We start from the raw sequence: 21,061 nt of genomic DNA, 5'->3' as shown, positions 1-21,061 counted from the left end.
CCGGGGTTCACTGCGACGTCGCAGGTCATCTGAACGGCATCCTCCGCACGCTCCGCTTCGAGGCCGCTAATCACCTAGATCAGTAAAACGGATGCCTACGACTTCGACTTCGAGCGCTCACTCTAGCGCGCCCGACCGGTCGTGGCGCTCCCGCGGGCCGGTGGCCCGGTTGTGACCTCAGAGATTCTGCGGGACGTCAGTCCTGCCGAGACGGCCCCGAGCAGCTCTGGCCGTGCGGGCAGTCGACCGCAGTGGCCTGTGCGGTAATCTTGCGAACCATGATCACGCCTGGTGGCGTGTGTCGGGGTTCCGCGAACTGCCACCAGGCCATAGGCTAGGTGGAAAACGAAGGGAGACACGTGGGCAAGCCGGACACTGATCCCGTCGTCTATCTCGACTACAACGCTACTGCTCCCATCCGACCAGAGGCCATGGCCGCTACGGCTGAGGCTCTCAGGACGGTCGGGAACGCGTCGAGCCTGCACGGCCCCGGCCGTCAGGCCGCGCAGGCGGTCGAGCATGCCCGGGCCTGTCTAGCGCGACTGCTGAGTTGCAGCCCGAACGAGCTGATCTTCACCTCAGGTGCCACGGAGGCCAACAACCTAGCAATACGGTCTGCTGCGACGGCGTGCCGCAGCATCGTGATCAGCGCCGTGGAACACCCTGCGGTGGCGGAGGCCGCCACGGCGGCCGGCTGTGCGGTGCACACGGTCGGCGTTCACCTCGACGGGACACTGCGCGTCGACGAGCTCAGGAAGGCCCTGTCGGCGGGACCTGCGCTGGTGTCGATCATGGCTGCGAACAACGAGACCGGTGTTCTCAACGACCTCGATCTCATCGTCAAGCTCTCGCACGAGGCCGGCGCCTTGGTGCACTCCGACGCGACGCAGCTGGTGGGTCGGCTCCCAATCGACCTGCGAGAACTAGAAGTGGATCTGCTGTCACTGTCTGGTCACAAGTTTGGCGGCCCGCAGGGTGTCGGGGCGCTGTACGCACGTCGAGGCACACCTCTGCCCATCCGACCCTTGGCCTATGGCGGCGGCCATGAGCGCGGCCGACGGCCCGGGACCCTGAACGTGCCCGGGATTGTCGGCCTGGGTGCCGCCGCGCAAGCCGTTGCCGGTCGCGTCGATCAAGAAGCCGAGCAGATTCGAGCGCTACGAGACCGCTTCGAAGCCGCCGTCATGGCAGCGCTGCCTGAGGCCCGACGCAACGGACACCCCGACCGCCGGCTACCGGGCGTGTCGAGCCTGACCTTCACCGGGCTACCAGGGGACGCCATGCTGACTGCCATGCCGCTGATGGCGGCGTCGGAAGGAAGCGCGTGCTCGGCCGGGGCGCTGGAGCCGAGCTCGGTCCTGCTCGCTATGGGACTTGACCGCGACGACGCCGACTGCACTCTGCGGTTCTCTCTGGGCCACGCCACCACTACCGACGACATCGACCGGGCCGTCCGCTATGTGATCGAAGCCGCGCACCATGTTCGCGCCGCCCTCGGACCCTGGACCACTACGACATCCCCCGCGATCGCTGCGGGACAGGAAGGACTACGGAGACAGGATGCTTGAGACGAAGCTCAAGGACGTCGCCGAGCCGTCATTCTCCCGGCACGAAACCTTCCACCCTCGCTTCGGCTGGCTACACAAGGCCTACAGTGCGCTCACTGATCCGAGCATCGGCGCCGACGTATTCCTGCGCGATAACGCCACGGTCACGCTCGGCGTGGGTAAGAACATGGTCAACGCCATCCGTTTCTGGTCATACGCGTTCAAACTCACCGTCGAGTACCCCAAAGACACGACGTCGCGTGCCAACATCGCGTCTCCGACATGGGAAGCTCGGTGGTTGCTGGCCGAGGACGGCGCCGACCCCTACTTGGAGGACACGGCGAGCCTGTGGCTGCTGCACTGGTGGCTGCTGGCCAAGCCCTGCTACACACCGACCTGGTGGGTAGCGTTCCACGCCCAGGCAACATCACGATTCACCCTCGGCGAGCTCAGCGAAACCACGCTGCGGCATGTGCGGCTGGCTGGCTGGGAACCGCCGGCCGAGGCATCCGTGGCCAAGGACGCGGACTGTCTGACCAAAATGTACGCCCGCCGACGCGACCCCAACGCGGGCTCACCCGGAAGCTTCGAGGACCTGCTCGACTCGCCCTTCCGCGAGCTGGGCCTGCTCGAAGCCACAGGGTTCGGCCGTAACAGCGCCGCTCACCGCTGGCACTTCACTAGCAGCGCGCGGACCTCCCTGCCGCCGCACCTGGTCACATACGCCTGCCTTGACTATGCCGGGCGAAGTGAAGGGCTACAGCAAGGCGGCTCGATCGCTCTGGCCCGCCTAGCCAATGAGCCGGGTGGCCCGGGGCGGGCGTTCCGACTGCGCGAGCCCGAGATCGTGCAATCCCTGGCGGACATCGCCAGCACCTATCCGCAGCTCAAGCTGGTGGAAGGGATCGGACAACGCAGCCTCACGTTCGCCAGTGATCCAAAGGAACTGGCCTGGGATGTCTTGGACGACTACTACGGCAACATCCGCACCCGCAACGGACTCCCGAAACGCGAGGAATGGTACGCCGAGCAGCCGCTCGGCATGCTGCGCGAGATGCGGCGACGGGGCCGCACGGACCTGCTCGACCAGCTGACCCTCGACCGACTCGCGGGAGCTTCGGTATGACCGTCGAGGGCGCTACCTCAGACACCGCCCGGCAGGCTCCGGCCGGGATCAATATCGTCAGCAGTCGCCTGCGGTCGACGAATCTTGAGCGCGATCTCCATGACGAGCACCTAGGCCCCGTGCACATCGGTATCCGAGCACAGGACATGCTCGACCGGGTCGCTGCGGCGCTAGAGGACCAGGGAAGGACGCGGGCCTGGTCGCTGACCGGCCCCTACGGGTCGGGAAAGTCGACCCTAGCCTTGGTGACGGTCTCGCTGCTCGGCCCGGACAGCGCTCGACGTCAAGAGGCTGAGACGGTACTGGCGCAAGCCAGCCCAGTCCTGGCCCGTCGCCTGCGTGCAGCCCGTGCCGCCATCGCGCCCGACGGCTTCATCACCTGCGTCACCACCGCACGCCGTGAGCCCCTACTCGTCAGCGTCGCCCGGGCACTGCTCGACGGCGCGGCGCGCGCCTGGAGTAGCGGGGATATGCCACCGCCGATCCAGCAGGCGCTCGCTCCGCTCACGAGCCTCACGACTGGCGAGAGCGCAGTCCCGTTCGGAAACCGGGAAGTCCTCGCCGCTGCTCGAGCGCTGTGTAGCCACGCGCCGGTCATCCTGGTGATCGACGAGTTCGGAAAGTCCCTGGAGCACCTCGCCTCGACCGGCGAGTTCACCGACGCCGGCAGCGACGTATTCCTACTTCAGGAACTCGCTGAACTCGGCGCCGGCGCCCGGGGAGAACGGCTTTACCTACTGACCCTGCAGCACCTGTCATTCGGCGACTACGCCTCCCGCACCAGCGCACTCCAGACTCGTGAATGGGCCAAGATTCAGGGCCGTTTCGAAGACATTCTGATGACCATCCATCTCGGCGACACCGTCGAGCTGATCCGCCGCACCCTCGATCAGGCGAAGGTTGCAGCTAAGGGCCGCGAGCTCATCACCGCCCACGCGACGGCGTCGATGCGGGCGTGGGCTGAGCGGGGGCTGGAAGGCGTCTTGCCGGCCAACAGCGACATGTTCGCCGATCTGTACCCGCTGCACCCTCTCACCGTCGTGGTCGCGCCCCTGCTAGCCGCGCAAATCGGCCAGCATGACCGCAGCATGACCGGCTTCATCGCCAACGACGAGCCGCGCACTGTGCGACGGTTCCTCCTTAGCTACGAGACGAAGAAGCCGACGTCAGCCTCCACCGTCCGTATCGCTGATGCCTTCGACTACTTCCTCACCACCGGGCGCACCACCATCCTCGCGTCGGCCAACGCCAGCCGATGGATGGAGATCGACAACCGCATCGCCGAGGCCCACGGCCTACCCGACCAGGACCAGGCCATCCTCAAGACCGTCGGCATGCTCAACCTCGTCGACTCCTCCGGCGCGCTTCGCGCCAGCATGGACACGATCCTGTTCGCCTTGAGCGACCCCATCTCGCACAACGACGACAGAACCCGACAGCTGCTTGCCGACAGGATCACCGACCTCTACGACCGAGGCTTTCTGGTATATCGAGAGTTCAGCGACGAGTACCGTGTATGGCGGGGCAGCGACGTCGACCTCAGCGGGCACATCGAGCAACTGATCAACAAGTGCGACGATCACGCTGCGGTTAGCGTCGTCTCGGCCTACCTCCCGACCGCAGTAGTGGCGGGCAAGCATAGCCAGCGCACCGGTATGCTGCGCCATTTTGTCACCAAGGCCACCGATGCCGGGTCCCCCGATGTCACTGGTCCATCGGCTGCCGACGCTGCTGACGGGCTCCTGTTGTTCCACTTCGGTGACACCGATTCGATCCCCGCGGTCCGGACCGACCGTCCCGTCATCGTGGGTGTCACCGCCCACGCGCACAAGGTCCTCAGCGCGGCACGGTATCTGCACGCATTGCGGGAACTGCCCGCCAACGTCGACCTCGACGCTGTCGCTAGCCAAGAAGTCAGCGAACGCATCGCCCAGGCCGGAGCCGAACTAGCCACCCGTGTTGCAGAAGCATTCCTGCCCAGCCAGCTCGCCCCTATGTGGTACTTGCTACCGCCCGCCACCGGCACAGCTCGCTGGACGCCTAACGCCAAGAGCATTGTTGGCAGAAGCCTTGCCGCGCTCGTATCCGAGGCCTGCGAAAGCGTGTTCCCGCAAGCCCCGCACATCCGCAATGAGATGCTCGGCCGGCACACCCTGACCAGCCAAGGCGCCAAGGCCCGGCGAGAGTTGATGCTCTCCATGATCAACACGCCCACTCGGCAGCACCTGGGCATCCAGGGCTACGGGCCAGAACGCGCTATGTATAGCGGGGTCTTGGAGTACCTGAACCTGCACCGCCCCACGGACAACCGAAGCGACGACGACACCGAGCTCCTGCCGTTCGGGTTCTTCGAGCCGGAGCCAGGCAACCCACTGCGCCCGGCTTGGCTCGCCATGCGCAACCGCATGCAGGCGGCCACGGAGCAGCCACTCTCACTGGACGCCCTCTACGACCTGCTGGAGGCACCACCCTTCGGAGTCCGCCGCGGCGTCATCCCGATCGTCGTACTCGCCGCGCTCATCATCGGCAGCCAGGAGATCGCCCTCTTCGAAGCCGGCACCTACCAGGTCCGGCTGACCGAGGCGCTCGTCGAGCGAATGCTCAAGAACCCCGAGCGCTTTGCGGTCAGGGCGATGGGCCTGCAGAAAGGCCCTCGCAGCGCGGCCGTCACAGAGATCGCCACCGAGATCGGCGCCCACGTCCCCACCCAAATGCCAGCAAATGTCCGCAACGCGGCCCCGCTGGCCGTTACCCGGCACCTACTCGACCATGCACGGACTCTGACTGCCTACGCCGACCACACCCAGCAACTCAGCCCGCGGGCGCGCGCCGTCCGAACAGCCCTCAAGACGGCCCGCGAACCAGACGCCCTCCTGTTCACCGAACTACCCTCCGCTCTGGGCCTAGACGCCATCCCCGCCGATGGCGAGGCTGACGAGCAGGCGGCCCGCCACTACGCTGTGTCGCTCAGCAAGGCACTTTCGGAGATATCCAGCGCCGACGAGCGACTGCGCGACAAGGTCGTCAAGGCCGTAGCAGCCGCCTTCCACCTGCCCACCAACCTCGCCAAGCTGCGCAAGCAACTCGCAGCCTTCACCCGGCACCTCGCCGACGTGAACTTAGTCGAGGCCAAGGTTCGGGGCGTCATCACTCATGCCCAAGACAACACGCTAAGCGACGACGAATGGCTCGACCCGTTCGTCGTGCGAATCGTGGGCCGAGGGCTGTCCGACTGGCGTGACGGCGACCTCACGACCTTCACCAACGAAGTCCGCGCCGTCGCCCGCTCGATCGAGCGCCTCGCCCACCTGCACCACCCCGTCATGCCTGTGGTCGCGGCGACGGCAACTAACGAGGCATTCGTCTCGCGAGCCATCACCGTCACTCAAGCAGACGGGCAGGAAATTCACACCGTCGTACACATCTCCGAGGAAGACCGCGCCAACGCCGAGGCATTGCTGCCCAAGGTGATCGCCATGGCACGCAAGGAGATCAGCGAGAACGGCGAGCGGGCCTTGCTCGCGCTGCTGGCCGAAAACGTCATAGCTGAGAAGGACACTGGCACCACCACCGCACCACGCCCTCGAAGAAAGCCGGCCCGATGACTGCGCCTCGGCAACGAAAGCCTGACCAGACCCGCCACGTACTGGGCATCTCCGGAGGTAAAGACTCCTCCGCCCTGGCGATCTACATGCGAACCAAGGTGCCACAGATGGAGTACTTCTTCTGCGACACCGGCGCTGAGCTCCCCGAAACCTACGACTACCTCAACCGGCTCGAAGCCGCCCTAGGCAAGCCCATCATGAGGCTGAACGCCACGCGCGACTTCGACCACTGGCTACAGGTCTACCAGGGCACGCTGCCCAGCGCCTCAATGCGCTGGTGCACCAAAAATCTCAAAATCAAACCTCTGGAGGAGTGGCTGGGAAACAGCCCCGCCATCTCCTACGTCGCTATCCGCGCCGATGAGAACCGTATTGGCTACGTCAGCACCAAGCCCAACATCAAAGCCGTCTTCCCCTTCCGGGAAGACGGCATCGACCGCGACGGCGTCAACCGCATCCTCGAGGAATCCGGGATCGGCCTGCCCGCCTACTACGAGTGGCGCACCCGATCCGGCTGCTACTTCTGCTTCTTCCAGCGGAAACACGAATGGATCGGTCTCGCCGACCGTCACCCCGAACTCTTCGAGCGTGCCGTCGAATACGAGGACAAAGTCAAGTACCAGGACACAGCGATGCGTGGGCGCCAGTACACCTGGTCCCAGGGCGAATCACTTCGGGAACTCCTTGACCGTCGCGAGGAGATTGGCGAGCGGCACGCTGCAGCGCTCGCTCGTGCGGCTCGCAAGCCTCGCCCCAACCTGCCTCTAATCGAAGTCCTGGCCGATGCTCTCGACGAGGACAGTGACGAGGCCGGCTGCGCCGTATGCCACCTTTAGAAGGCTCCCTATTCCTCGACGATGCCGACAGGTAGGAAAAGTATGTCCGCATCTGCCTGCAGTCGATTGAACGGCTGGTGCCACCACGAGGTCGCCGCTGCCACGTCCGCGAACACGCCAACTGCAGCAGTGCGCCCACTTACCGTATGCACCACAAGCGCGACTACCTGGTCCTTCCCCTCCTGCAACCCAGTCGGCAGCCTGGCGACCATCTGAGGAGGCAGACTGACTAGCAGTTCGGGTGAACTGAAGGTTCCGGTGGATCTCTGCACCGCCGATGGAGGGACAATCGGCGCTATAAAGGACAGCTTCGTGTCGACCGACTCTTCGAGAACAAAGCGGATTTTGCTCCCGTTCAGAGGATGAGCACGCAAAGTCACTTAAACTCCATAAGCTCGCTTCCAGTGATGGACAGTCACCCTCAAAATGAGCATCTGTTCAAGTCGTCGCTGTCTTCAAACGGCCGTTTGCCTTAAAACGAACCTCCCAGCCCAGTCGATCTCCAGCCAAGAGGAAAACCTTTGGGCAGTCCAAGCGCCGTCGCCAACCGGAGTGGCTGAGCTGACTCGACAAAGTTGTCCCTTCTGTGCATATTGAGTCGCCTCGAACCGTCGGTCACACACGTCGGCTTCCCGCCTTTTGGCGCGTTAGGCCGGCAAAGCCCGTGACCAATTACGACAATCCCTGCATCCGACGATCGCCGGCCACCAAACAACGCAGCGTTGAAGACGGTGTCGACGAACGTGCCGAACTGCGGGACGGTCCACACGGCCACGAGGGGTGTGCTCGCCGGTGGCCTGCCAGGCGTGGACGCGGTCGTCGGTCCCAGATCTGAGCGTGGGGCGGTAGCTGGCGATGGTGATGTGCCGGGCCGGGTTGCACTCGACCAGCCCCTGTTTGACGGCGAGTGTCGGGGTGCTCGTTGTAGTGCAGAGGTAAGTACGGCTGATCTGGCTCTGTTGCTGATCTTGTGACGGTGTCTCACGCCTGGAGCAGGATGCGTTTGCGGAGCAGGTCGAAGTTTGCCCGACCGTAACCGAGGCGTTTGATCAGCTTGGCCCTGGTGTTCTGGCCTTCGACCTGCCCGGAACTCCAGGACGTAGAGAGCCCGGCGAGGACGGCGTCGTAGTCGGTTCGGAGTCCGTCGGCGAACCGCCGTAGGTGGGGCAGGCCGTTCGCGGGGACGTTATCGATCCATTCGGACAAATCCTCGTGGCCGGCGAGGTTGGTCAGCATCTTGGCGAAGGTGCGCACGTGCTGGCCAGCGGCGGTCAAGTGCGGGCATGCCGCTTGGACCTCTTGCAGGTTGCGTGTCTGCTCGGGTGGTAGCCGGTCGGGGTGGGTCAGCAGGGTTGTCGTGGGGCGGGGCGTCGGGATCGGGCGTGGTGCGGGCCGGGCGGCCATACCCCGTTTGAGCAGGTGAACGTAGAGATTGACCGTGCTGCTGCTGCCGGTGTAACCCTGCTCGCGGACCTCCCGATACCGTCACCTGGCGGCGTACGGGTGAGGTTCCCCCTGCGGACCGGACACCCTGAGCCCAGACAGTGGTCTGGGGAAGGATGGCCTGGTGCCACGTCCATCGAAGTACCCCGAGCAGTTCCGTAGGGACGCTGTTGATCTGGTCCGTTCGTCGGGTCGGTCACTGCGTGAGGTCGGTCAGGAACTCGGCGTCAATCATGAGACGCTGCGGAACTGGGTCAACGCCGCTAAGGCCGCCGACGCCGCCGGACGCGGTCGCAGTCACGGCGAGGAGCCGGTGAGCGCCGACGAACGCGAGGAGCTTCGCCGGCTGCGGAAGAAGGTCGCCGAGTTGGAGGTCGAGAAGGAGATCCTGCGCAAGGCGGCCGCCTATTTTGCCAAGGAGATGGGTCGATGACCCTCCGCTACCGGTTCATCTCGGTGCGGTAGCAGCATTGGCGAATCGTCGCTTCACAGCGGCCGAGCGTAGCCGTCAGATGCTCGATGAGGGGGGCCGGCATCGGGTGGTTGTGTCCGCTGTCGTTGAGCACCTCGGTGAGCGCTCGCCGGGGCTCGGCCTCCAGCGATTGGGCCCATGCGGCGTGCGTGAGGATGTCGCGGGCGGCGTATCCGTCGGCGGTGCTGACGGCTGCCCGCACCACGCGCTGAGCGATGGCTGCTACGTCGGGGCGAGAGATGCCTCCGGTCAGCTCGATGATCGTAAGGGCAAGTCGGGTGTGGAAGACGATCTGCGATGGGTCGAGGGCCACGTCGTGGTAGCGCTGTGTCATCAGGGCGGTGTGCTCGGGTGGTGGCGGGTCGTTGGGCTGGCTCATCGCGGTGAGGCAGGCGGTGACAGCTGCTTCCCAGGGCTCGCCGGGGTGGGTTTGGTCGATCATCTGTAGTGCGGCGGTGTGTTGGTTACGGGTGATGCGGGCGATGATGGCGACTTGGCGTCCGTCGAGCATGCGGTGGCCGATGCCGTGGTGTTGCTGGAGGTGTGCTTCGGCTTCGTTCCACCGGCCGGCGCTGGTCAGCGCGCGGGTGCCGTCGGCGAGGTGTACGCCCCACAGCCATCGGACGAGTTCGCGGTGGCTGTCGTCGGTGGGGGTGAGGGCGGCGGCGGGTAGCGGGATGCCGTCGATGACGGTGTCTGTGCGGTGTGCGACGGCGTGGTAGAGGTCGTTGATCAGCTGGAAGCCGTCGTCGTGGTCGCCGACGCGGATGTGCAGGCGGGCGAGGTTGACCAGCGGTTCGAGGGCGTGGCGGGCGGGGATGGTGGCGAGGTGGTCGTGGTGGAGCCAGGCGCGGGCGTGGCGGTGGCACCAGTGGCGGGCGAGGTCGGGTTGGGCGCTGTCTGAGGCGATGAGGGCGGCTTGGTTGTAGACGCGGGACGCGGCGGTCGGGTCGTTGTCTCGGTGTGCCCTGTCCGCGAGGTCGGCGAGGGCGCCGATCCTCGCGGACAGGCCGGTGCACAACGGCCGCGACCGGGCGACGAGGGGAAAGCGGTGTGCTGTCGGCCCGGCGTTCATGGTCTATTCCCAGATCACGGTGACCGGGTGTTGCGGCCGCCCGATGACGAACCGGCCCTTGTCGGGCGCGTGCTCGCCGGGTGCGGTGGGGATCTCGATCCGCACGCCGCGCGTCCGGTACTCGCTGTCCCACAGTGCTGCCTCGGTGGCGGTCCTGTCGGCCAGGGCGACGCCGTCGGGGCCGTGGCCGATGACGCCGATCTCGTAGCGTTTCTGCCCGTTGACGGGCTCGGCGGATCGGAGGGTGAGGTAGGCGAGGCTGGGGCCTTCGACGGTGGCCATGGCGCCCCACTGGGGGTGCATCGGGGTGACCTGTCCTCGATCGATGGCGGCGCGTTCGGTGGTCATCCGCATGATCGAGTTGGGCAGGCGCAGGGCGAGCCACAGCTCGATCCATTCGTAGGGGACCATCGGTGGGAAGATCACGCCCGTCCAGACGGTGTGCGCGGGTGTGTCGAGCACCCCGGCGAGCTGGTCGCTGTCGACGTTCTGGTCCTTGTTGACGGCGAGGGTGACGTCCTGCTGCTCGTTGATCGCGACGATGCGGCGGGCGTCGTCGAGGCTGCCGCGCAGCGGCATGAACACGGCGAGTTGGCTGTCGACGCTGACGAGGCCGTCTGGGGTGCGGGTGAACGCGATCGAGCGGGACGTGACGCCGCGTAGCCGCAGCGGGACCACGATCCGGCCGTTGGGGGCGAGTTGGTCCAGCCAGGGGGTGGGGAGGTCCCAGACGCCGACGGTGGCGATGATCCGGTCGTAGGGGGCGGCGTCGGGGTGTCCGAGGGCACCGTCTGCGAGGATGGCGGTGACGTTGTTCGCGGCGGCGGCGGCGAGGTGGGTGGTGGCGCCGTCGACGAGGTCGGCGTCGACGTCGATGGTGTGGACGTGTCCGGTGGGTCCGACGAGGTGGCCCATGAGGGCTGCGTTGTAGCCGGTGCCGGCGCCGGCTTCCAGGACGGTGTGGCCGGGTTGCAGGTCGAGTTGTTCGAGCATCATGGCGACGATGCGGGGCTGGCTCGCGGCGCTGATCTTGGTGCCGTCGGCGGCGAACTTGGTGTAGACGGCGTCGTCGATGTAGGCGGCCTTCGGGGTGACGCCGGGTACGAACAGGTGCCGGGGGACGGTGGCGAAGGCGTCGCGCACGGCGGGTGTGCGGATGACCTTCTCGTCAGTCAGCCGCTGGGTCATGATGTCGCGCAGGGCTTCGGGAGTAGCGGAGTCGTGATCGCTGACAGTAGTCACTTGGGCAACCCTTGTAGTCGGTGGCGGGTCGGCGGCGAACGACGTCACGGCGTCGAAGCCGAGGACGCCGGTCATCGCCAACGCCGCCATGGTGGACAGCTCGGGCACGGAGATCCCGGCCCGGTTGGCGTGGAAGATGATGTGGTGGGCGAGCACCTGGCGCAGGCCGCGGGATAGTCGGCCCTCTCGTGACAGGGGGAGGAGTTCCTGTCCTGTCTTCTCGAACGCGGCGATCCACGGCTGCCAGCCGGCGAGTGGACCGTTCGGCGGCGTGCACAGGCTGGCCGGGTTGACGGTGAGCAGTGTCGTCATGGCTCGTACCAGTGGTTCGCGGTGCTGCTCGTCGTGCAGGGCCGGGTCGGCGTGGGCCAGTGGCCGCTCGACGGCGACCTTGGACCAGGTGTCGGCCTGCTCGTAGCGGTCGAGGCCTGCGCTGCGCAGCAGGACGCCGCACAGCAGGGCGGTCATCTCCCGCTGGCCGAGCGTCGGTGGGGTGTGTGCCCGGGTACGCGCGACGGCGAGCAGGTTGCTGCTGTCGAGGTGGAAGAGCCGATGGGCGGTGGTCATGCCGTCGGGGCCGCCGAACGCGAGTGTCTCCGGCTCGTAGATGCCGGGGTGCCAGCCGCTGATGTGCCCGTCGGCGGTCAGCTTGTCGAGCTGATCGGTGACCTGCCGGTAGCCGGCGTCGTCGGTGTGGAAGCGCAGCCGCCACTGGTGCTTGCGGATGTGCCACCAGCCCGTCAGGGCACCGAGCCGCACGAGGCGGTCAAGCTCGGGCGCGACGTGCGCCGCGACGGCCTGCCGGCTGGTGTCGATGGGGATGGTCGTCTGGTGCCAGGTGAACGCGGTCACGGCGGTGGTCTCCCAGGGCGGAAGGGGCGGGGTCAGGTGATGAGCAGGCAGGCGTCCCAGCGTGTGGCGACGCCGACTCCGGCGGCGGTGAGGCTGGCCAGTGCGGTGCCGGCGGCGCCGTCGAGCAGCCCCGGGCCGCCCCCGTCCGGACCCAGCAGCGTGGCAGCGGTGTCCTGCGGATCGGTGTCGGGGCGATGGATCGCGTCGAGGAGTTCGGTGGCGGTTGCCCGCAGCGCCGCTGCGGTGTCCGGGCTGGCGTCGGCGGCGACTCGGACGGCGAGGTGCGCCATGCCAGCCCAGCCATGACACAGGCCAGGGTCGATGACCGCGGCGCGGTGGCCCGGGTCGGTCAGCGCGTGCAGCAGAGCGGCCTCGGCGCGGTGTTGCCGGGCCGGGTCGCCGAGGACGAGCGCGGCCAACTGCTGTGCGCGAGCCACGCCTGGAGTTCCGTAGCACCACGAGGGGCGGCGAGGGTGCGCTGGCGGGACCGGCCTGCCGCTGCGGTGTTCGTCCCGAGTAATCCAGTAGGGCCACGCCGGCCTGCCGGGGCTGCCGCTCTGCCACTGGTCGAGCCAAGCGCAGATGGTGGCGATGGCCTCGATGTGGCCGGGAACAGTGACCCCGGCACGGGCGGCGAACGCGAGCAGGGTGAGCGGGCCGGCGATGCCGTGGGCGACACCCACGTTGGCGTGCCCGCCGGGATACCGGTCGTCGACGTCGCCGTGCGGGCCGACGTGCGTCCACCAGCCCGACACTTCGACGCCGTCGTGTGTGGCGGGTGCCGTCAGTCGGACCAGGTAGGACAGCACCGCCGTGACGGCGGGGCTGTCCGGTCGGCGGCGCAGCAGGTGCGCGCCGACGCCGGTGACGCCCCGGACGACGTCGAAGTCGGCCAACAGCGGGCGGCGGCCGGGCTCCAACCTTTCGGTGATGACGGCGACCCGGCGCAGGGTATCCTCGGCGATCGTGGCGTCCAACCCCTCCAGCGTCGACCGGTAGGCGCCGGGCAGGTGTTCGGCGACCGTCGCCAGTGCTACCGCGAGGGCCGGTGCACCGTAGTTGAGGTGGCTGTCGGCACCGGAGGTGATCGGTGTGCGTGCGGCGTAGGTGAGCCAGCGGTGCACCCGCTCCCACCCGGCGACCTGCGCGGCGGCGAGCTCGGCGTGCAGCAACACGATCCCGGGCGCCCCGTGGCCGAGATGGTGCGGCCACCAACTGCGCCCGCCCGCCAGAGCGGGGGAGATGGCCGGATCGGCCAGTCGCTGCGCGACCGCGTCGACCACCTGCAGCATCAGGTGCCCCTCGGTCATGCGGGCACCCCCGGGCGGCGGGCTGACCAGGCGAGGGCCGCCGCCCGGGCCAGGTGCAGGCAGGTCGGTTCGTCATTAAAGTCGATGCCGTGAGCGCGGATGTAGTGCCCGTGAAGGATGTGCCGCAGCGCGTCGTCGCAGTCGATGCCCTCGGTGTCCGGTCCCGCAACGGTCAGCAGCCGACGCCAGGCCGCGAGTGCCCCGTCCCGGGCCCGCCACCCCTCGAGGATTGCGGGCCCACTGGGCGCGGCGCGCAGCGCGGCCCAACCGTTGTCCGGGTTGCTGACCTGTACGGCTTCGCGGTAGACCGGCCGGGCGATCGGCGCGCCGGGCGCCCCGCTGGGGAAGTGCTCGATCAGCCACCGCATGCCGGCGGCGACGCCACCGAGGTAGGCGCTGGCGATGGCCACGGAGTGCGCGGCGATCAACGCCTGCCGGTGCGGCCGGTCGGGTTGTCGCAGCTGGGTGAGCACGGCGTGGGAGTCGGCGGTGAACACCTGCTCGGCCGCGCGCAGGACTTGCCCGGAGCCCCACCGTCCGGGTTCCGAGTACGAGGTGGGGTAGCGGACCTCTCGCAGTAGCCCATCGCGGTGCAGGCAGGCCGCCCACCTGCTGATCGACGAGACGGCCGCACTGAAGTCCTCGGAGTGGGGCAAGCGGATGCGTAGGCGCAGGTGCGGGTCGAAGCGGTCGGCGTCGCGGTAGCGGATGAACCACCAGTCGGGTTGCGTACCGAGGTCGGCGAGAAGTCGCGGCAGGTGCTCGGCGAGAATCAGGTCTTGGCGGCGGAGGTCACCGAACAGCTGCGCGTAGAGGATCGTGGAGGTGCCCGGCACGTCGGCGTGGTCGCGGCGGAGCAACCGGGCGGCCGTGGGCTTGGGAAGCGGCGGCCACGGCGGGGGCGTGCTTGCCTGCAGCGGGATGATCACCTCGTGTGGCCGGTTGCCGCACCAGCCCGTTCCCGCCGGGTCCACCACTTCGGTGAGCACCGCGTGGCCGGCCACCTCCAGGTGCCGGCGCAGCAACCCCCGATGCTCGGGCTTAGTGAGGTTCAGCAGCAGCCTCTTGTCGTCCACGACAAGTCGCACCTGCTCCGGCATCCGCCGCCGCTGCCGCCACGAGTACAGCTCCATGTCCCAGGCTGCTGCAGCGCGGTGCCGATCGGGCAGTTCACTCGCGACCAACCGCCACATTGCCGGGGCCAGCACGACCCGGCCGTAGCGCAGCCGAGGCCGGTAGGGCAGCTTCGCCGCGGCTCCCCAACTGACACCGGTGACCTGCGCGCACTGCGACCGCGTCAGCTCGATCAGGAATCGCGCCAGCCCCGGGGTGTGCGTCCGCAGGTTCAGTGCGTGCAACGCGCTCACCTCGATACGGCGACCAAGCCGAGGCACCGCCAGGAACAGCCGCCGGCCGTCACAGCCGACAGCGACATCCCGCACCGTCAGCACCTGCTCCCCCACCGGTCGGTGCTCGGAGAGGCTGAGCACCATCGGCAACGCCTGCGGCGCCCGGGTCACATGCGCCGTCGTCGGATCCAGCGGCGGAAACGACAGCTGAACCGACGCGGTGTCCGCGTCCGAACCGGGCAGCGCGGCCAGCGCCGCCAGGTGCGCTGCCGTGTCCTCCGGCTTGAGTACGGTGAGGAACCGGCCGGCCAGCCCGCCGACGTTACGGGAGATCTGCACCGCCTCCAGGGTGTAGCGGCCCTGTCGTAGTTCTTCTGGGCTGCCGGCGTTGACCCGCACCGCCATCTCGAGGTGCGACGGCAGCCGCGTCGGCGTCGGTCCGGCGTCGAGCCGGTCGACCAGCGCGTCATCGAGCACGATCTCGTCGCGGCCATCAAGCACCGCCGTCTGAATCAGAGCCAGGAGTAGTTCGTCCCGATCCTTGAGCCTCGCCGGCGGCGGGTCGACGAGCGTGCCAGGGTAGCCGGCGGGAAACCCGATGCCGCTGTCCGCGTCGATGACATCCAACAGCGGCACCAACGACCCGACGCCGTACCGCTCATAAAAGGCACGGTGGTAGTCCCGCCACGCCGGGGTACCGAAGGGGTACTCGCTGAGCCGAGCGAACAACACCGCCGCCCGCTCCACGTCCCGAGCCACCGACAGCGGCAGGACCACCTGGGCATTCAGGCGCAGGTCCAGGGCGAGGGGATGACACGACGACACGTGTACCCGCCACATCACCTCGGTGAGCTGCTCGCGAAGCGCGGCCTGACGGCCGGGGTGGCTGCTGTTGTGCTCGCGTACCAGGCGCGCGACCTCGTGGAGCTGCCCGCGTAGCGTCGCCAGCCTGTCGCGCTCGTCGGTGTCGGGCATCGCCGAGGTGATGCCGGCGGCATCGTCTGGGGGGTTGCGGCCGCTGAGGGAGGGCCGCAGTGGCGCGCTGGCAGTGGTGATGCCGGCGGCATCCTCGAGGACCCGGATGAGGTGGCCGAGGGCATCAGGTTCCGTGCTGGGCGCGTGCAGCTCGGTGATGAGCGCCCGCCGATCGACCAGCGCGGACAGCATCGCCATGATCGGCTCGCTTGGCGAGCCCGGGAACTCGGCGTGTAGCTTCGCCGCCAGGTCGGTGATCGGGACCGGGGTTTGCGCCGCGTCAAGCACCAGCCGCACCGCCGGCGTCACCGCGATGATGACCTCCGTCGGCACCGTCCCGCGCTGATCGGCTCGTGGCTGGTGCGCCACGACGATCTGGTTGCCACGCATGGTCAGCGCCGAGTTCATCACCACCCGCGCCCCGGCGAGAACATGAGGATCGCATTCGAGGTCGGTGATCACCTCCGTGAGCCAACCGGCGGCGGGCGCTGCCACCGCATAATGCGAGGCCGCCCACGCGGCCCCCGGTCGGGCCCCGAAGGCGGCAGTGGCCACGCCCGCGAGCAGGCCAAACGGCGTTGGCCGTCCGGTCATCCGGAGCACGTACCGCAGCACCGCACGCATGGACCGCTGAACCTTACGAACGTCCAAGGCGGCCGACTCGGCGGCGCAGTGCGATCGCACCGCGCCAGCCAGGTCGGGGCTGGCGTGACTGATCGCCTCGGCAACCGCCGTGATCGCCCACGCCCGTCGGAGCCAGGACTGGCCGGCGACCGCCTGGTCCTGGTCGCCCGCTTCGCCGAGCGGCCAGGCAGGCAGTGGAATCGGCGGCTGCGCGCAGGCCCGCACCATCGCAGGGCCCACTACCTGAAACCCGGCCGAGGGGACTGAGGATCGCACGTGCAGCTCCGGGGAAAGAGGCCGGGTGCCGGCCGTAAGACACCATTCGGGTCGGTGCCCATTGGCCGGCACCCGGAGGAAGGACGGTCAGCCGGTCGTGCAGGCAGTGCAGGTGCTGCCGCAGTTGTCGTCCGTCAGCTGGACGAGCCCGCCGAGATCGCCCTGCTCGATCACCGTGATGTCCAGGGCGAAGGGCGAGATGTCCGGGCCGCTGCCGGTCCCTGCCGGGGCGAGGTCCAGCGGCTGGGGTGCGGTGAGCATGGTCGACTCCTCTGGGTGAGTAGTGGTGCCTGACTCGTTGCGACTCAACGATCGCGGATCGGTTCGCGGCTAGGAATACCGACCTTTGGTCCGACCTTGCGTACCGACCTTGGTCCGACCGCCGCCTGAGCTGGGCATTCTCTACGGGCTCACAGCACATCAAGATCGTTTCGATGGCCCTCGGGAGTGCGTTGAACCCCCAGCCGGCAGCGCTGGTGGCCCGTTGTAGGCGGGCCGACGAACAGCGGAGGCCAGAGGTTAGAGATGCCTCGCCCCCCTGCACCTCGCGTGCAGGCGCTGCCAGGTGGCTCGTCGGATTGTTGGTCGCGCTGAAGCCAAGCCCGATGAAACCGGCGTGGCCTGCAGTCTCGGGCGCGGGCGGATCCGCAGCCTGCGAGGCGCGACCAACCGCGTGAGCGGCTCGGTTAGGACTCCGCGCTCGTCGCGGCGGTGCCGGATCTTGCATCCGCCCCCCTCGGCGGCGAACGTACCGACTGGGGCGGGTCGCTGGCGACGCCCGTGGCTGCACTGAAGCCAGGGACGCCGGCGACTGTCAACCGGGCGCTCCGCTCCATGCAATCTCAAGCTGCCCTGTGGCGGTCTTGGCGCGGTTCGCGACCCACCGCGGAAAATGGCAGGTCAAGGCCCGGTCTGACCCAAGGTCGGTACGCAAGGTCGGACCAAAGGTCGGCATTCCCAGGCGCAGCCAATTGCGTGATCGTTGATGCGCAACGAGTCAACCGTCGATGAATTGAGAAGTCGCGGGCCTCCACAACACAGGGATTCACGGACCCACCTCGACGCGCAGCCGTACGGGACCAACGACCAGGACCTGAGGTCCGACGTCCCGCGCGGTCGAGCGGAGGCTGGCAACCTGCGCTGATGCGGGCCCCTCAACAGCGGAGGGATTTGCGGATGTTTGAGCACGGTGAGCTGTCCCGCTACGGCTACCGGCAGGAGTTGAGCCGGCAGTTGCGGTTCCGGGACTTGATCGCGTATGGCTTGGTGTACATGGTGCCGATCGCGCCGATGGCGATCTTCGGCAGCGTGTACGGCGGCTCCGGCGGCATGGTGGCCCTGGCGTACGCGGTCGGTGTGGTGGCGTTGGTGTTCACCGCGTTCTCGTACGCGCAGATGGTGAAGGCGTTCCCCATGTCCGGCAGCGTCTACAACTACGCGGGTCGGGGGATCAGCCCGCCGGTCGGGTTCCTGGCCGGCTGGGTGATCCTCCTCGACTACGTCCTGGTACCCGGCCTGCTGTACCTGGTGGCGTCGGTGGCGATGCACACGACCGTGCCCGCGGTGCCGGTGTGGGCATGGCTGCTGGGCTTCGTCGCGGTCAACACGATCGTCAACTCGGTCGGCATCCGGATGACCGCCGCGGTTACCCGGCTGATGCTGATCGGCGAGCTGATCGTCCTGGCGATCTTCCTCGCCGTCGCCAGCTGGGCCCTCGCCTCGGGAAGGGGGCGGTTCAGCTGGGACGCCTTCTTCAACGCCGACACGTTCACCTGGTCCCTCGTCGCGGGGGCGGTGTCGATCGCGGTGCTGTCGTTCCTCGGTTTCGACGGCATCAGCATGCTCGCGGAGGAGACCAAGGACGGGGCCCGGCAGATCGGCCGGGCGATGGCCGCCGTCCTGGTCCTGGCCGGGGTGCTGTTCATCGCGCAGACCTGGCTCGCGGCGATGCTCGTCCCCAACCCCGCCGGCCTCCTTACCGACGGTGACCCGAACGGGACCGCCTTCTACGACGCCGCCCAGGTCGCCGGCGGCAGCTGGTTGGCGACGTTGTGTGCTGTGGCGACGGCGATCGCGTGGGGGTTGCCGAACTCGATGGTCGCCCAGGTCGCTACCTCCCGCCTGCTGTACGCGATGGCCCGGGACCGGCAGCTACCCGCCTTCCTGGCGAGGGTGTCGATCCGCCGGAGTGTGCCGATCAACGCGACCCTGCTCACCGGTTTGGTCTCCCTCGCCCTCGGCCTCTACATGGCGGCCCGCGCGGACGGGATCACCCTGTTGTCGTCGCTGATCAACTTCGGGGCGATGGTCGCGTTCCTGGTCCTGCACGTCTCCGTCGTGGTGCACCACCTCATCCGGCGGCGTAGCGGGAACTGGTGGGCGCACCTGGTCATGCCGGCGATCGGGTTCGTGATCCTCGCCTGGGTGGTGGTCAACGCCAACATCGCCGCCCAACGCCTCGGCCTGGCCTGGTTCGCCCTCGGCGTGATCGTCCTCGCCGGCCTGTACCTGTCCGGCCGCAGGCCGGTGCTGTCCGGTCTGGCACCCGTCCAACCGCAGCAGCCTGCCGTGGAGCGGGTGTGACGACGATGGAGAAGATCGTCTACCGGCCGGCACGCGACGAGTTGGCCTACACCTTCGGCGGCCGGATGCCAGTCGCCCACCTGCGCTCCGGCGACATCCTGCAGGTACACACCGAGGACTGCTTCGGCGGCCTCGTACGCGGGGTCGGGGACCTGCCGTCGCAGGTGTGCCGGATGCCCTACCTCAACCCGGTGTCGGGGCCGTTCTTCGTCGAGGACGCCGAACCCGGCGACACCGTCGCCGTCCACCTCGCCTCCATCGTCCCCGCGCGGGACTGGGGCGTGTCGTCGACGTTCCCGCACTTCGGGGCCCTGACCTCCACCTCGCACACCGCCACCCTCCAACCACCCCTGCAAGAGCGGGTGTGGGTGTACCAGATCGACCGGAAGGCCGGCACGGTCCGCTTCCACGCCACAGCGACCGAGCACAGCGTGAACCTGCCCCTGGACCCGATGATCGGCACCATCGGCGTCGCCCCCGGCGGGTTCGAAGCTCGGTCGACGATCGTGCCCGACAGCCACGGCGGGAACCTCGACACCCCCGAACTACGCGCCGGAACCACCCTCTACCTGCCGGTGAACGTGCACGGGGCGCTGCTCGCCCTCGGTGACGGCCACGCCCGCCAAGGCGAGGGCGAGGCCTGCGGGGTCGGGGTGGAGATCGCCACGACCACCACCCTCATCGTCGAAGTCATCAAGGACGTCCCGACGGCTTGGCCGCGGCTGGAGACCGACACGTCGATCATGTCGATCGGCTGCGCCCGCCCTCTGGAAGACGCCTACCGCATCGCCCACCACGACCTCGTCAACTGGACCAGCACCCTCACCGGACTGGAGGAGCTCGACGCCTACCAGCTCGTCTCACAGGCCGGACGGGCGCCGATCGGGAACGTGTGCGACCCGAACTACACGGTCCTGGCCGCGGTCGACAAGGCGTTCCTCCCGTGCCTGGCCGCCCCATACGGCGGGGTGCACGCCCGGCTGCGCCAGGCCGCGGCCGGGCCGCGATAGGAGTATGTGGCGATGACGGCATCGATCCCCCAACTGCCGCTGCGCGACGACCTGTTCCTGCTCGGCCACGACGACGACACCGGCCAACCCCACCTACACCGCCAGGCCCTCGCGTTGGGGATGGCCGGCGCGGTCCTGATCGACCTGGTCCTGGCCGGGCGGGTGACGCTCGACCCGAACGACGACACCCACCCCGCCGGCGACCGATGGCTGCGCACGTACACCGACCGCCCCGTGGGCGACCTGATCGCCGACACCGCGATCGCGTCGATCCACCACGCCCGCGCCGCCCCACCGCTGAAGGTATGGCTACGCGGCTTCGCCGACGACCTGTACGAACGCACCCGCGCCGGCCTCGTCGCCGCCGGAATCCTGCACCACACCGCCCGCCGGCGTCTCGGCGGACTGGTCCGCGCCGACACGTACCTCGCCACCGACACCAAATGGGCGGTCATCGCCCGGGCCCGGCTGCGCTACCTCGCCGCCGGCCGGCAACAGCCGGACAACCACACCGCCGCCCTCGCCGGACTCGTCGCCGTCCTCGGCCTCGCCACCCACCTCTACCTCAACGAAGACACCACGATCCTCACCACCCGCCTGAAGACCATTGCCGACCACCACCACCGGCCGGTACGCGACATCACCGCCGCCGTCGACGCCGCGGTCGGTGACCTCGCCACCGCCACATACCGCTGACCCCGACAACACCCACCCGAGGGAGACCATCGTGCGTATC

General features: G+C 68.2%; 14 protein-coding genes. 8 read left to right on the top strand and 6 right to left on the bottom strand.

The genetic code is table 11. The annotated features are described in order from the left end of the window. The first annotated feature begins 359 nt into the window (after positions 1-359). Genes ACLQ24_RS00510 through ACLQ24_RS00495 form a run of 4 tightly spaced genes read left to right on the top strand, consistent with a single transcriptional unit; the run spans position 360 to position 7,114 of the window. Positions 360-1,568, top strand: coding sequence for a cysteine desulfurase family protein (locus tag ACLQ24_RS00510; protein WP_425888398.1), 1,209 nt, complete (start codon positions 360-362; stop codon positions 1,566-1,568). Next, a complete protein-coding gene (locus ACLQ24_RS00505) occupies positions 1,561-2,673 on the top strand; it encodes a DUF4007 family protein (RefSeq protein ID WP_425888397.1) in 1,113 nt (370 codons plus the stop codon). The genes ACLQ24_RS00510 and ACLQ24_RS00505 overlap by 8 nt, the downstream gene beginning before the upstream one ends. Then, a complete protein-coding gene (locus tag ACLQ24_RS00500; RefSeq protein WP_425888396.1) occupies positions 2,670-6,278 on the top strand; it encodes a hypothetical protein in 3,609 nt (1,202 codons plus the stop codon). Before ACLQ24_RS00505 ends, ACLQ24_RS00500 begins: the two co-directional genes overlap by 4 nt. Next, entirely contained in the window at positions 6,275-7,114 is an 840-nt protein-coding gene (locus tag ACLQ24_RS00495) for a phosphoadenosine phosphosulfate reductase family protein (RefSeq protein ID WP_425888395.1), read from the top strand. The genes ACLQ24_RS00500 and ACLQ24_RS00495 overlap by 4 nt, the downstream gene beginning before the upstream one ends. 981 nt (positions 7,115-8,095) lie before the next feature. Here the strand turns inward: ACLQ24_RS00495 and ACLQ24_RS00490 are convergent. After that, a complete protein-coding gene (locus tag ACLQ24_RS00490; RefSeq protein WP_425888393.1) occupies positions 8,096-8,518 on the bottom strand; it encodes an ISL3 family transposase in 423 nt (140 codons plus the stop codon). 163 nt (positions 8,519-8,681) lie between these two features. Here ACLQ24_RS00490 and ACLQ24_RS00485 point away from each other — a divergent pair, with 163 nt between their 5' ends. Beyond that, positions 8,682-8,990 (top strand): transposase, encoded by a 309-nt coding sequence (locus ACLQ24_RS00485; protein WP_425888391.1) that lies wholly within the window; start codon positions 8,682-8,684, stop codon positions 8,988-8,990. A 7-nt stretch (positions 8,991-8,997) separates the two neighbouring features. On the opposite strand, the gene ACLQ24_RS00480 is transcribed toward ACLQ24_RS00485, so the two are convergent. The 5 genes from ACLQ24_RS00480 to ACLQ24_RS00460 all read right to left on the bottom strand — a co-directional run bounded on the left by ACLQ24_RS00480 (position 8,998) and on the right by ACLQ24_RS00460 (position 16,993). Then, on the bottom strand, positions 8,998-10,104 hold the full coding sequence (locus ACLQ24_RS00480) for a hypothetical protein (protein ID WP_425888389.1): 1,107 nt from the start codon (positions 10,102-10,104) through the stop codon (positions 8,998-9,000). Positions 10,105-10,107: 3 nt separating this feature from the next. Beyond that, entirely contained in the window at positions 10,108-12,198 is a 2,091-nt protein-coding gene (gene fxlM, locus ACLQ24_RS00475) for a methyltransferase, FxLD system (RefSeq protein ID WP_425888387.1), read from the bottom strand. 32 nt (positions 12,199-12,230) lie between these two features. After that, positions 12,231-13,508 carry a lanthionine synthetase C family protein gene (locus ACLQ24_RS00470; RefSeq protein WP_425888386.1) on the bottom strand — a complete coding sequence of 426 codons (1,278 nt, stop codon included), beginning with the start codon at positions 13,506-13,508 and terminating at the stop codon, positions 12,231-12,233. Then, positions 13,505-16,696 carry a lantibiotic dehydratase gene (locus ACLQ24_RS00465; protein WP_425888385.1) on the bottom strand — a complete coding sequence of 1,064 codons (3,192 nt, stop codon included), beginning with the start codon at positions 16,694-16,696 and terminating at the stop codon, positions 13,505-13,507. Before ACLQ24_RS00465 ends, ACLQ24_RS00470 begins: the two co-directional genes overlap by 4 nt. 123 nt (positions 16,697-16,819) lie before the next feature. Continuing rightward, complete coding sequence (locus ACLQ24_RS00460) at positions 16,820-16,993, bottom strand: FxLD family lanthipeptide (protein WP_425888384.1); 174 nt, start codon at positions 16,991-16,993, stop codon at positions 16,820-16,822. Positions 16,994-17,908: 915 nt separating this feature from the next. Here ACLQ24_RS00460 and ACLQ24_RS00455 point away from each other — a divergent pair. Genes ACLQ24_RS00455 through ACLQ24_RS00445 form a run of 3 tightly spaced genes read left to right on the top strand, consistent with a single transcriptional unit; the run spans position 17,909 to position 21,021 of the window. Beyond that, positions 17,909-19,315: an APC family permease gene (locus ACLQ24_RS00455; protein WP_425888382.1), complete on the top strand. Its 1,407-nt coding sequence runs from the start codon at positions 17,909-17,911 to the stop codon at positions 19,313-19,315. After that, positions 19,312-20,325, top strand: coding sequence for an acetamidase/formamidase family protein (locus tag ACLQ24_RS00450; RefSeq protein WP_425888381.1), 1,014 nt, complete (start codon positions 19,312-19,314; stop codon positions 20,323-20,325). Before ACLQ24_RS00455 ends, ACLQ24_RS00450 begins: the two co-directional genes overlap by 4 nt. Before the next feature lie 12 nt (positions 20,326-20,337). Next, positions 20,338-21,021 (top strand): GOLPH3/VPS74 family protein, encoded by a 684-nt coding sequence (locus tag ACLQ24_RS00445; protein ID WP_425888379.1) that lies wholly within the window; start codon positions 20,338-20,340, stop codon positions 21,019-21,021. Positions 21,022-21,061 lie beyond the last annotated feature (40 nt).

Source organism: Micromonospora sp. DT4 (assembly GCF_049841675.1).
In the GTDB taxonomy this organism is placed as follows: Bacteria; Actinomycetota; Actinomycetes; order Mycobacteriales; family Micromonosporaceae; genus Micromonospora.
Note: the sequence above shows the minus strand (reverse complement) of the source record. Positions and strands in the feature narration are given on the sequence as shown.

Coding starts and splice junctions, on each gene's coding strand:
- ACLQ24_RS00505 (WP_425888397.1), top strand. CDS start 1,561: ATGCTTGAGACGAAGCTCAAGGACGTCGCCGAGCCGTCATTCTCCCGG.
- ACLQ24_RS00500 (WP_425888396.1), top strand. CDS start 2,670: ATGACCGTCGAGGGCGCTACCTCAGACACCGCCCGGCAGGCTCCGGCC.
- ACLQ24_RS00495 (WP_425888395.1), top strand. CDS start 6,275: ATGACTGCGCCTCGGCAACGAAAGCCTGACCAGACCCGCCACGTACTG.
- ACLQ24_RS00490 (WP_425888393.1), bottom strand. CDS start 8,518: ATGGCCGCCCGGCCCGCACCACGCCCGATCCCGACGCCCCGCCCCACG.
- ACLQ24_RS00480 (WP_425888389.1), bottom strand. CDS start 10,104: ATGAACGCCGGGCCGACAGCACACCGCTTTCCCCTCGTCGCCCGGTCG.
- ACLQ24_RS00470 (WP_425888386.1), bottom strand. CDS start 13,508: ATGACCGAGGGGCACCTGATGCTGCAGGTGGTCGACGCGGTCGCGCAG.
- ACLQ24_RS00460 (WP_425888384.1), bottom strand. CDS start 16,993: ATGCTCACCGCACCCCAGCCGCTGGACCTCGCCCCGGCAGGGACCGGC.
- ACLQ24_RS00455 (WP_425888382.1), top strand. CDS start 17,909: ATGTTTGAGCACGGTGAGCTGTCCCGCTACGGCTACCGGCAGGAGTTG.
- ACLQ24_RS00445 (WP_425888379.1), top strand. CDS start 20,338: ATGACGGCATCGATCCCCCAACTGCCGCTGCGCGACGACCTGTTCCTG.